Annotated in this window: 11 protein-coding genes; 7 read left to right on the forward strand and 4 right to left on the reverse strand. The window is 41.1% G+C overall.

The window, feature by feature from the left end; translation table 11 throughout:
- Window positions 1–18: 18 nt before the first annotated feature.
- On the reverse strand, window positions 19–792 hold the full coding sequence (locus AC6IZ0_RS02670; protein WP_497724973.1) for a GUN4 domain-containing protein: 774 nt from the start codon (window positions 790–792) through the stop codon (window positions 19–21).
- A 195-nt stretch (window positions 793–987) separates the two neighbouring features.
- On the opposite strand from AC6IZ0_RS02670, the gene AC6IZ0_RS02675 reads away from it, so the two are divergent.
- From AC6IZ0_RS02675 to AC6IZ0_RS02690, 4 genes are all read left to right on the forward strand, one after another.
- Window positions 988–1,557 carry a hypothetical protein gene (locus AC6IZ0_RS02675; RefSeq protein WP_497724974.1) on the forward strand — a complete coding sequence of 190 codons (570 nt, stop codon included), beginning with the start codon at window positions 988–990 and terminating at the stop codon, window positions 1,555–1,557.
- A 25-nt stretch (window positions 1,558–1,582) separates the two neighbouring features.
- The gene (locus AC6IZ0_RS02680; protein ID WP_497724975.1) at window positions 1,583–2,500 is read left to right on the forward strand and encodes a polyphosphate kinase 2; all 918 of its coding nucleotides are present in this window, start codon (window positions 1,583–1,585) and stop codon (window positions 2,498–2,500) included.
- A 140-nt stretch (window positions 2,501–2,640) separates the two neighbouring features.
- Window positions 2,641–3,666 carry a methyltransferase gene (locus tag AC6IZ0_RS02685; protein WP_497724976.1) on the forward strand — a complete coding sequence of 342 codons (1,026 nt, stop codon included), beginning with the start codon at window positions 2,641–2,643 and terminating at the stop codon, window positions 3,664–3,666.
- 276 nt (window positions 3,667–3,942) lie between these two features.
- Complete coding sequence (locus AC6IZ0_RS02690) at window positions 3,943–4,170, forward strand: hypothetical protein (RefSeq protein ID WP_271732055.1); 228 nt, start codon at window positions 3,943–3,945, stop codon at window positions 4,168–4,170.
- 38 nt (window positions 4,171–4,208) lie between these two features.
- Here the strand turns inward: AC6IZ0_RS02690 and AC6IZ0_RS02695 are convergent, their stop codons facing one another.
- Window positions 4,209–4,409, reverse strand: a complete 201-nt coding sequence (locus tag AC6IZ0_RS02695) for a hypothetical protein (protein WP_497724978.1) — start codon at window positions 4,407–4,409, stop codon at window positions 4,209–4,211.
- 130 nt (window positions 4,410–4,539) lie between these two features.
- Between AC6IZ0_RS02695 and AC6IZ0_RS02700 the strand changes: the two genes are divergently transcribed.
- Entirely contained in the window at window positions 4,540–5,178 is a 639-nt protein-coding gene (locus tag AC6IZ0_RS02700) for a YqiA/YcfP family alpha/beta fold hydrolase (protein WP_497724980.1), read from the forward strand.
- A gap of 44 nt (window positions 5,179–5,222) precedes the next feature.
- Window positions 5,223–6,368 carry a histidinol-phosphate transaminase gene (locus AC6IZ0_RS02705; protein ID WP_497725982.1) on the forward strand — a complete coding sequence of 382 codons (1,146 nt, stop codon included), beginning with the start codon at window positions 5,223–5,225 and terminating at the stop codon, window positions 6,366–6,368.
- Here the strand turns inward: AC6IZ0_RS02705 and AC6IZ0_RS02710 are convergent.
- Together AC6IZ0_RS02710 and AC6IZ0_RS02715 are read right to left on the reverse strand one after the other, a co-directional pair.
- The gene (locus tag AC6IZ0_RS02710; RefSeq protein WP_271732068.1) at window positions 6,360–6,911 is read right to left on the reverse strand and encodes a hypothetical protein; all 552 of its coding nucleotides are present in this window, start codon (window positions 6,909–6,911) and stop codon (window positions 6,360–6,362) included. The genes AC6IZ0_RS02705 and AC6IZ0_RS02710 overlap by 9 nt on opposite strands.
- Before the next feature lie 726 nt (window positions 6,912–7,637).
- Entirely contained in the window at window positions 7,638–8,249 is a 612-nt protein-coding gene (locus AC6IZ0_RS02715) for a GNAT family N-acetyltransferase (protein WP_334310749.1), read from the reverse strand.
- 1,305 nt (window positions 8,250–9,554) lie between these two features.
- Here AC6IZ0_RS02715 and AC6IZ0_RS02720 point away from each other — a divergent pair.
- Window positions 9,555–12,152: a PAS domain-containing hybrid sensor histidine kinase/response regulator gene (locus AC6IZ0_RS02720; protein ID WP_497724981.1), complete on the forward strand. Its 2,598-nt coding sequence runs from the start codon at window positions 9,555–9,557 to the stop codon at window positions 12,150–12,152.
- The last annotated feature ends 18 nt before the right edge of the window (window positions 12,153–12,170 follow it).

The following is a 12,170-nucleotide window of genomic DNA, read 5'->3' on the forward strand; positions in this document are numbered from 1 at the left end:
TTTGATACAATGTTGGCTTTAAAGTTGACAACTACCAACGTGAGAAAAGAAATTCACCCCCCAAACCAGTTCTTTCTCCCCAAACCAACACTCGTAAACTGGAAGATGGCCTTCTACTGCTGTGAGGTCAAAAATAATATCAATGTAGTATAACCAACTTCCTCCTTTCCTCCATCCTATTTCTTCCCCGAAGGCTCTCCAAATATCATAATCCCATTGTTTCTTTCCTCCCAAACTTTGATAAATGCTTTGATAAATGCGTTTCTGTACAGAAAACCCAAAGCGTCCATGACTGTATTTCACCCATAATTGGTCTATCATACCCAAGTCTTCACAGGGAAAATTATCAATACTCTCATGGTTTAACCAACCTTCTTTTTCCCGTTTCGCCACCCCTAACATTAAGCGTCTAGTCTCATCATCTGCGTCTCTCCACCTTTTATGCAGAAGTAGGTCACGCAGATTCTTATAGTCCACCCCGATAGCTGACTTTAATGATCCATCTTCAAATATACTCAGGGCTTGTTTTACCTTGGCTTCTGTGCGAGACTGCAACAAGGAATAAGCAGCATTTTGTACTTGTGGCGACTGATCATTTAAAGCCTGAACTAATATATCTAAACCTGCTTCACTATAATTCAAAGCTTGTGCAAGTGCGGCAATTCTCACCAGGGGGTCAGGGTCACTATACCGGAATATCACCCCTTCAAGACCACCTAAAACTACTGCAAACTCAGGACTGGGACTGTGACCACCAAGGACAGCATCATATTCTCCGGGTTGATTGTTCATAGTGAATATTGGGACTTACATCTAGTCATAATTATGAATGTTCTTGGGGTAAAAAGAACAAGTGTGATTTTTATCTATGGTTGGGGAATTTTTTGATCTTTTCAGTCTCCGGCTGCGGGGAGGGTAAAATTTTATTTACAACTACTAATATCTACTGTATGCCATAATATGCTAATACATAGATAAACCAATGCTATGCTAGATACACTAGATTTAACAGTTTCCTTAGACAAAACCATCTATAGGTCAGAAATTGACAGGCTAATGTATCAACTGCGAGAGTTGCAAAATGCCTGTTGGAATAAAAAGTTACCTGTAATTGTGGTATTGGAGGGGTGGGCTGCTTCTGGTAAGGGTAGACTAGTAAAGCAAATGGTTTCTTACATGGATCCACGGGGATTTCAGGTACATCCTATCTGGCCACCCACTGTAGAAGAACGTAAATATCCCTTCCTCTGGCGATTTTGGGAAAAAATACCCGCCCAAGGTAAAATTAGCTTTTTCTATCACAGTTGGTATACTCATGTTCTCGAAGAACGTCTGTTAGAGCGGGTCGGAATTAATCAAGTTCCCACAGTACCTACCCTGATGGCACAAATTAACGCCTTTGAGCGCCAAATGGTGGATGATGGGACTGCGATCGCTAAATTTTGGTTACATCTAAGCCGTAAAGAATTGAAAAGTCGTTTAAAAGAATATGCTAAAGATGAATTAACTGCTTGGCGCAGTCCGCAAAGAAGACTGGAAGCAGGAAAAATACTATGACCGCTACACCAGCTATGCAGAAGAGATGCTAGTACAAACTAGTACAGGTTTTGCCCCTTGGACTCTGGTAGAAGCAGACTCTGAGCGCTGGGCGCAGGTGAAAGTACTTACCCAGCTAGCGGCAACTTTAACATCTGCATTGGATAGGCTAAAAATTCAGCTTCCCACCCCCACTTTACCACCACAAACCCAGTTAGAACCCACCGAGTTAGACTTACTCGCACAAGTCGATTTAAGCTTAAGTCTTCCCGAACCAGAATACCAAGAAAAATTACTCCAGGAGCAAGTAAAACTACGCAAGTTACAATTAAGCATCTATAAACATCAAATTCCTGTACTGGTAATATTTGAAGGTTGGGATGCAGCAGGTAAAGGCGGCGCAATTAAACGCCTCACAGATATTCTCGATCCGCGTAGTTACTTTGTTCATCCCTTCCCAGCGCCCACAGATGACGAGAAAGTTCATCATTACCTCTGGCGATTTTGGCGACGATTACCCACATCTGGGATAATTGGCATTTTTGACCGCTCTTGGTATGGTCGGGTATTAGTGGAGCGCGTAGAAGGTTTTGCTTCGGAAATCGAGTGGCGCAGAGCCTACCGCGAAATTAATGAGTTTGAGGCTCAGTTAACCACTGCTGGCTATGTTTTAGTTAAGTTATGGCTACACATTAGCCCAGAAGAACAACTTGAGCGGTTTACATCTCGTAAAAATGACCCTTTTAAGCAGTACAAGCTTACCGATGAAGACTGGCGGAATCGGGAAAAGTGGAATGATTACTATGTAGCAGTAAATCAAGCCATTCACCGCACCAGCACCCCCAACGCTCCTTGGACAATTGTCGCTGCTAATGACAAATATTATGCCCGCGTCAAGGTAATTGAAACTGTAGTCCAAGCTATTGAGACAGAATTAAAGCGCCGTCACCACAGTAAAAGCTAACATCTAGCACCCTGATGATTTAGCCTATACCAGTATAAAAGCCATTACTACTTTTTACCTAAGATTTTATATTTTATATATGTTTGGTTAATCATCCATGATAGGATCCGAAAATCTACTTAAACAATTTAGATAAAACAATGAGCGAACCTGTGATACCTCAAATTTCTCCCCATACCCAATTATCACAAATGATTTCCGGTTATTGGGTATCTCAAGCTATCTACACCGCCGCTAAATTGGGGATTGCGGATCTCCTGAAACCAGGTTCTCAATCCTGTCAACAACTGGCGGAAAATACTGATAGTAATCCTGACTCATTGTACCGCATGATGAGAGCTTTAGCCAGTATCGGTATTTTCCAGGAAACAGAACCTGAACAATTTATCCTCACTCCCTTAGCAGAATATTTATGTAGTGATCATCCTCAATCACTTAAAGCTACAGCTGTGATGTTCGGGGAACCACCTCATTATCAACCTTGGGGAAATTTCCTCTATAGTGTCAAAACCGGGAAACCAGCATTTGATCATGCTTTTGGTATGGGAGTATTTGATTACTTTAAATCCCATCCCCAAGATGCAGAGATATTTGAGCAGTGCATGAACTCTTTCTCTTTTGTGGAAGAAAAAGCCATATTAGATGTATATGATTTTTCCCAATTTAAAACCCTAGTTGACATAGGGGGAGGATATGGGGAAATGTTGGGAACATTTTTACAAAAATACCCCCATCTACAAGGTATTTTGTTTGATGAAGAATATGTCATTTCCCATGCTGAACCTACTTTGGTAAAACATGGTATTCTTGAACGTTGTCAAATGCTCAGTGGCGATTTTTTTACATCGGTTCCACAGGGAGGAGACGCGTATCTTTTAAAACACATTCTTCATGACTGGGATGATGAACGAGCATTGACAATTCTCCAAAACTGTAGAAATGCTATGGATGAGCATAGTAAAATCTTGGTTTTAGAAATGATTGTTGAACCTGGTAATATTCCAGGAGCAGCCAAAATGTTAGATTTAAATATGTTGGTGATGTGTCCTGGAGGAAAAGAAAGAACCCAAAGTGAATTTCACCAATTATTTGCTCAAGCGGGTTTGAAATTAACTCAGGTTATCCGCACTGCTGAGGATATTTGTGTGATTGAAGGGTGTAAATAAAGATTTAGTATTTAGATGGTCGCAGATTATTATATTTACCTTGACTGTCGGGGGTTCGTAGGAATGGATACAAGATATACCACTGACAGTATTTTATATTGGTAGTCCGGTATAAAATAAAATTCTACCTAATTAGGTCTAAAAGGCAGCCAGCACTCTTGACAATCTCGGAATAATGTAATAATAAGGTGGCAGAACATAAAAAAATCTATTAGCCCACCCCTGGCACGATCTCAGTCAATTTCCTCACAACAATTCACGCAATTAAAATAAACTATGCCCCACAATACTGAAGAAAAAGCAGCAACTCCAGCAACTGGCTACAAAGCACGTCTCAATTCTTGGGCGATCGCTCGTTTAGCTCCTGATACACAAAGGGAAATTGTGGCTCGCTTCCGCAGTCGTTCCGATGCAGAAGGTTATATGCAGCACTTGACCCAGACAACACCTAATGCTGCGTTTATGGTGGTTTTTGACTGTCAACGCGAAGCAGCTGTAATTTAATATCCCTGTGGGAATCGAAATACAACAATTCCCAGCAGTTAGCGCGATTCAGTCCCTTGATTGGGACTACCAGCAACACTATCCTCTCCCGGTGCTTCAGGTTCAGCTGTGGGTTTAGCCTCACTTTTAGCCGCAGTTCCGGTTTTGCGAATATCTGCTTGAATGGGGGTTTGGTAGCCACCAGAAGCACTGGGAGTGGTTTCTTGATGATCAGATTTTTGTTTTTGTTGTTCGGACATAATTACATCCTGCTGATTTAACATAAGCCGATTCTAGGCAATTCACAACTAGTAATTGCTCTATCTAAAATGTGATGATGATTGATTTATTCCTCTATCGGAGGGCTTACCTTTATATGAGTTAACCGTTGTGAATAACTACATATACCTACACGGTTTTGCTTCTAGCCCCAAATCTGCTAAAGCCCAGGATATGAGCGATCGCTTTGCAGAAATTGACATCAAGCTGAAAATCCCCGATTTGAATGCGGGGGATTTTTCCCAATTAACTATCACCCGCCGGATTACCCAAGTTGCAGCCCAATTCCCTGATGATTCTACCCCGGTAACTTTAATTGGTTCTAGTTTGGGCGGTCTGACCAGTGCTCATCTAGCACAGCAATATTCACAAGTGCAACGCCTAGTTTTGTTAGCACCAGCTTTTGGGTTTTTATCCCATTGGTTACCTCAACTGGGGAATCAAGAAGTACAGCGCTGGGAACAAGAACAATATCTGATGATTCACCACTATGGGGAAGGGCGATCGCTCCCCTTAAGTTATAATTTTGTCATAGATGCAGCCCGGTACAAAGAAACAATATTACATCGCCCTGTACCAACCCTGATCTTCCATGGTCAACAAGATGAAGTGATTCCCATCACAGCCAGTCGGGAATTTGCGCGATCGCGTCCTTGGGTAGAATTAATAGAACTAGACAGCGACCACGCCCTAGGTAATGTCATGGCAAAAATTTGGGCAGCAATCTACCAATTCTGCCAGTTCCCTTGAGGTGTAAAATATGAAGTCCTGACTAATTATTAATGACTAAAATTATGCTGAGTTTTATCCGGTCAGATTTAGCCCAATTCACCGCCTATAAACCTCACCCCAGCAGTGATACCGCCGCCGGAGTAGCCCCCCAGTTGGATCGGCTGGATACCAACGAAAGCCCCTATGATTTACCCCCCCAGTTAAAACAAAAGCTGGCTTTGACCTATGAGCAAGTAATTGAAACAAATCGTTATCCTGACGGTGGACATGAGAACCTCAAACAGGCGATCGCGCAATACGTTAATGAATCTGCTTCCCTGTCCCCTTCTATATTTACTGCTGCTAATATTTCTCTAGGTAACGGTTCCGACGAACTAATTCGCTCATTATTAATCGCCACCTGTCTGGGGGGCGAAGGCTCAATTTTAGTCCCTCATCCCACTTTCTCCATGTATGGAATTTTAGCCAAAACTTTAGGCATTCCCGTGGTGACAGTAGACAGAAACCCCGATAATTTTGAAATTGACTTAAAAGCTGCCCAATCTGCCCTAGAAGAAACTCAAGCTCCCCCCATTCGCGTGGTTTTTGTGGTACATCCCAATTCTCCCACCGGTAACTGTTTGACTGGGGCAGAGTTGTCATGGTTAAGAAGTTTAGATGAGCAGATTCTGGTAGTCATTGATGAAGCTTATTTTGAATTTAGCCAAACTACCCTAGTTAGTGAATTACCACAACATCCTAACTGGGTAATTTTACGTACTTTTTCCAAAGCCTTTCGGTTAGCAGCCCTGCGTGTGGGTTATTGTGTGGGTCATCCACAGGCGATCGCTATCTTAGAAAAAGTCCGCTTACCCTATAATCTTCCTAGCTTCTCAATTGCTGGCGCATTAGCTGCTATGGAAAATAAACAACTTTTGCTAGAGTCAATTTCCCCAACTTTGCATGAACGAGACAAACTTATAGAAGTTTTATCTCAACATCCCAGATTACAAATAATCAAAAGTGCAGCTAACTTTATCTTCCTCCGTCTTCAAGGAAATAACCCTGAAAATCAAAACCTGACTTTAACAACTCTTCACCAAAAACTCAAAACTTCCGGTACCCTTGTCCGCGAAATTAACGGAGGACTGCGCATTACTATCGGCTCACCCGCAGAAAACACCCGTACCTTAGAGAGAATACAAGCTGCTTTGGCAATTCTACATTAAAGCCTCATCCAACTCGTTGCCGAAACGGCGTACTATTCCTACCGTTCTTGGCAACACCCCTACTAAAAGCGCAAAGACAATATCAGGCATTTCCGCCACAATTGATGGTGAAAAATATTGTTCAAATTGATCGATAATTTTCCGAACTCGCTGCTCTGGACGCGGGGTCTCTGTAATTTGCTTGATTAACCTAGTCCATTGTCGCCTAATTAAATAAGCCTTCTGACGCTCCTCATAAGATTCAGGAGTTACTAAGGACAAATTACCTACGAGTAATACCATTTCACAATCATGATCATAATTTCCCCCAACAGCCGCACCCGGCCCCGCAAATTCTGCATGATAGCCTTTAAACAGTATTAAACCATTACGCCTACGACTATTAACAACAAAAATCTTCTCACTGTGCAGCAGTGTCAGGATATCCGCTCCATATGACTCCTTAGCTCCATCTGTCATCACAGGATGGTCTAAGAGAATAGTATTAGGGTAGTAACTTGATACCATAGCAGCTTGATAGCGTCGGTGACTCTCGCTATCCATTTTTCTCGAACTTGCAGATAATTTGGTAGTATTATGCACTTCCACCCCTAACTTGGGTAAAATCAAATCAGATTTTTAATAGTTGAGGAAAAATTTTTCATCAAAAAAGTTTCCTGGTTCATGTAAGTAGAACTCAACGGGTAATTTGATTATTAGATAGTTAATGATATTCTATGAGATTTACTCGCATTTGTCGCGTCAACCAAGCTATTTTTATTAAAGTTTTGGTAAAGGTAAATTACTAAATACAAAGTTATTATAATCTTTGAAAATGTCTGTTAAGTCTGATTGTAAGACTTTTCCATCACAATCTATCTTTGATATTTACTAACCACCTATTTACCTATGCCCTCAAATTTAGATGACATATAATTATGCCTTGTTGGCAGTTTTGACCCTTAAATGTAAATACTAATCAGACCAAAGTTGCTTACCTAAATTTTATGCAATTACCCAGAGATTAGTTGAGCAAATGAGTATTATTTTATTCTTGGCGGAATAGCTTCAATATTAACCATATCACCAATTCAGTATTAAATAAAAGCTAATACCAGAGATTACATTTCTCAATTTACTAGTATTATAGCCTTTTTCAGGCTAATGAAGTACACACCTATTCCCTATTCCCTATTCCTTTGTTCCCTCAAACTAAAAAAAAATGTACCTCACGAGCATGGTAAATGCTATATATACTACTCAATATGTAAATTGATTCGGATAGTTTAATCAACATTCAATCCTCAGATGTTTGTGTAAAAGTATTTGCCGGGAACGCCTGATGGGAAATCTATTCCAATTAGATTCTGATTTATGCAGCTTATATCCCAGTTTGAAATAAAGTTGCTGTGCTTGATGGTTATTTTCCAAGACATGGAGGTATAAGTCATCAAATCCCCACTCGTGAGCGAATTTTTCACACTTAATCAGAAGTCCTGAAGCAATACCATGTCTACGATATTTGGGGTGAACCGCTAAATTTGACAGATAAGGAAAACTTCTACCTGTCCTTACCCAAGAATCACTCAAACGCACACCCAATTCCACAGTCCCTACTAAGTGATGACAGGCGGTATTAGTAGTCTCAATAGCAACCAAACAAACATGATGGGGTGCAGGAGATGATAAGCGATGTTTGAGGTCTTCGTAAATACCCAAACGTACCAGGGGAAAAGCCCATCCCCAGAAACCATCATGTCCGTGAAAGCTTTCGGCAATGATGTGAGCAATACTAGTCAAATCATCAGCTGTGGCCACACGGATTTGGAACTGCCAGGAAGCTTGTTCCGCAGGAGATATGACCGGCTCTTGGTGGTAAGGATCAAAAAACCAGGATGTCAAGGCAAGTTTAGTATGGATTTAATTAAACGAAATATTCTCGAATATAGTGACATACTCCTACACTGACCTAGTGGACACTGTAGGCTTCTGGCTAAAATACTCGGCAAGCTGTGTTAGATTTCAATACTAACCTCAATAAGTGATTTAGCATTGAAATTGTAACTTAATATCGCTTATTTAAATAAAAAGCCATACAACATGATGTTGTACGGCTTGTGGTGTAGTGTGAGGAGCTTAACTAAGTACCATCATAAAGTAATGCCAAAGTGGCAGAACACTCGTAACAATTTTGGTAACGGGATTTTTTGATCATGGGACTGAGCCAGGTCTCAAACAAAATTATATTTTTTGTTTTGTAGTCAGGGTTTCTGGTGAAGATGCATAAACTACCTAACTTGTTGAGTGCGATCGCATTATGCAGCAAAACCGGCATTTTTTAGCGCTCTGCTTGCAGCAGCCCTTGGCTATAGCCAAGGAAAAAATGAATAAAGTCTAGCTTTAAAAGATAAAATGGTAATGCAGATATGCATCTGGGCGATGTTTGCCGATTATAGCAACAAGCAGGGCGTTTAGGAGATAACAAACTGCCAAAATCATTTGAATTTTGCTATACCTGCCATTACTTATTTGTGATATTGCCAAGTGTAGAAGTTAGGTGAGAAAAGTACAGGAAATCTCCTCAAGGTGGTAGTGCTTTGGGTAGAGGGAATGGGGACAATATGAAATTAGGATTTGGTAATTACATAGCATGGCTAATTAAAAAAAAACATAAAAGTATCAATTAAACCTTTGGCAATCAATCTTTAATTACACAATTCAGCTAAAAATTCTCTCCATACAGACATTACGGCAATTATCCTGCTCCAAAATAATAGTAGTAATGAATACATTTTTTATGATTACCATACCTTAAATCTTTGACTTGGGTGGTGTCACCCCTCCATGGTCATACCATCAATTGGTGTAATCTCTTGAGTGTAATCTCTTTTAAAAAAAGATCATCTATGGCGAATTCAAGAATACAATAGACTTGAGAACTACAAAAAAATTGTTCAACATCCCAAGTTGTATATCATTTAGGCTATAGCAAGTACAGACTTTTTTTATCCAAGCATTTTCCTATTCAATTATCTGATTTATAGCCGGTTCAACTCCATAACCTCTAGCGACAAACAAGTTTCCCAATATTTCCTTGGTTGGTGATAGTGGTTCCGAATCCCAATCAGAAGAGACTTGTGAATATTGCCCCAGCAGTAAATTAGCCATCTCCTGTTTTGAGGTGAACAGAGGCAATTAGTAAGACCTATGAACGAAATGGTGATCTTTGTGGAAGTCTCACTGCCAAAGATACAGAAAGTAAATCAGCTACCAGAAGTAATGCGCAGCCAAACTGACAATCACTTTAAAAAATGGTCGGACTTACAAACAGCCGAAGTCATGGAAGGGAATAAAGAACTTCGGCAAACCCTAGAACAACTCCAAGTAGTTGTACAAGGGCTGCGTCAACAAAATCAAGAAATGGCAATTGCTCTTGAAATCACCGAATTAGAGCGTCAACGTTATCAAGATTTATTTGACTGCGCTCCCCACCCATATTTAGTCACCGATGTCACAGGTGTGATTCAAGAAGCTAACCAAGCAGCCGCCACCTTGCTGTCTGTGGAACAAAATTATTTGATGGGCAAACCATTAGTTTTGTTTATTGCTGAACAAGAACCAGAGAAACTGATCACAGAACTACAGACCTTGCAACAGCGAAAAAACTGGGAAATTTACCTTCAGCCACAGGGGGGTCTATCTTTTCCGGCTACTGTTACATATAGTGCAATCTATGACCTACAGGGTAATCCTGTCGGTTGGCGCTGGTTGCTTTTTGACATTAGCGATCGCAAACAAGCAGAAGCGGCATTATATGAGGAAAGCAAAGACTTAGAACATCTGGTAGTGGAACGCACTAACCAACTTCTCGTATTTAACCAGCTTTTACAACAGGAAGTTACTCAACGTCAACGCGCCGAAGAGTCATTGCGGCAAAGCGAGAAACTGTATCGCCAGCTGGTGGAAACTCAAACCGACCTGATTATCCGTATAGATTTACAGGGAAGGGTCAGCTTTGCTAACAAAGTAGCTTACCAAGCATTGGGTAAGCAGTTGCAGGAATTACTTGGTCAATCGGTATGTGAGTTTTTCCATCCCGACGACTTCCCTCAAATCAGAGAAAATATCAGCAGTTTGATATCTTCACCCCATGACTCAATCACCAGTGAGTGTCGTCTGTTGACAGTTAATAGTATGCGCTGGCTGCAATGGAATATTGTCGCAATTCGCAATCAAGGGGGAGAGGTCTTGGAACTGCAGGGGGTTGGCAGAGATATTACAGGGCGTAAACGAGCCGAAGAGAAAATTAGGGAGCAGGCAGCCTTACTTGATATTGCCACGGATGCAATTTTAGTCATAGATTTGCACCGTAAAGTATTATTCTGGAATCAAGGTGCAGAACATATATATGGTTGGGACGCACAAGAGGTTTTAGGTAAAGACCTCCAGGATCTGTTTAACAACAAAAATTACCTGGCACTGGAAACATCACTCACGGCTGTGATTGCATCTGGTTCATGGCAGGGGGAAATGACTAAATTGACGAAATCAGGGCAAAAAATTGTCGTAGCTAGCCGCTGGACGCTGATGTATGATGCAGCAGGACAACCGAAATCTATTCTTTGTGTTGACACTGACATCACAGAAAAGAAACAACTCGAAGAGCAGTTTTTCCGTGCTCAACGTTTGGAAAGCCTTGGTACTTTAGCCAGTGGAATTGCTCACGACCTGAATAACATTTTAACGCCAATTTTGGCAGCATCACAACTGCTACAGGTCAGATGCTCTCAAGACAAGGAGCATTACCAACAGCTACTACCTATTATTGAAAGCAACAGCAAACGCGGTGCTGCCTTAGTCAAACAAGTCTTGTCATTTGCGCGAGGATTTAAGGGAGAGCGCACGATAGTTCAACTCAAGCATCTGATTTCGGAAATTAGCTACATAGCCAAACAAACATTTCCCAAATCTATTGAATTTGCCGTCACTATACCAGAAGATCTGTGGGCTGTCTGCGGAGACGCCACTCAACTGCATCAGGTGCTAATGAATCTCGTGGTTAATGCCCGTGATGCTATGCCAGCAGGTGGTACCCTCACCATCTCTACAAAAAATATGTTTATTGATCAAGCCTATGCCCAAATGAATCTTGATGCCAAAGTAGGCAATTATGTGGTAGTTACGGTTGCCGATACGGGAATGGGGATAGCACCGGAAATTTTAGAGAGAATTTTTGATCCATTTTTCACCACCAAAGATATCGGCAAAGGTACAGGTTTGGGGCTTTCAACAGTCCTGGGAATTATCAAAAACCACCGTGGGTTTATCAATGTATGTAGCAAGGTTGCTCAAGGCAGTGAATTTCATCTGTTTTTGCCGGCGGTGGAAGTAGCCCAATCTCTTGATCTAAATAATTTAGATATATTTCCCGGTCAGGGAGAACTAATTTTATTTGTGGATGATGAGGCACAAATTCGGGAGATTGCTAAAATTGTTCTGGAGAAATACAATTATAGAACTCTCACCGCTACTAATGGCATTGAGGCGATCGCACTTTATGCTCAGTACACACAGGACATCAGCGCCGTTTTAATGGATATCATGATGCCAGAAATGGATGGAAATACGGCCATCCGCACTTTGCGAAAAATTAACCCACGGGTAAAAATTATTGCTTGTAGCGGACTTGACACCACAGTCCCCTTGGCACATCCAGCTCATACTGATGTGGATTTAGTTGTTTCTAAGCCCTACACAGCCAAAGATTTATTAAATAGCCTCCACCATCTACTCCATAAAAGCTAGCTGAAAATCAACTTTTGT

Source organism: Anabaenopsis sp. NIES-4685, assembly GCF_059725405.1.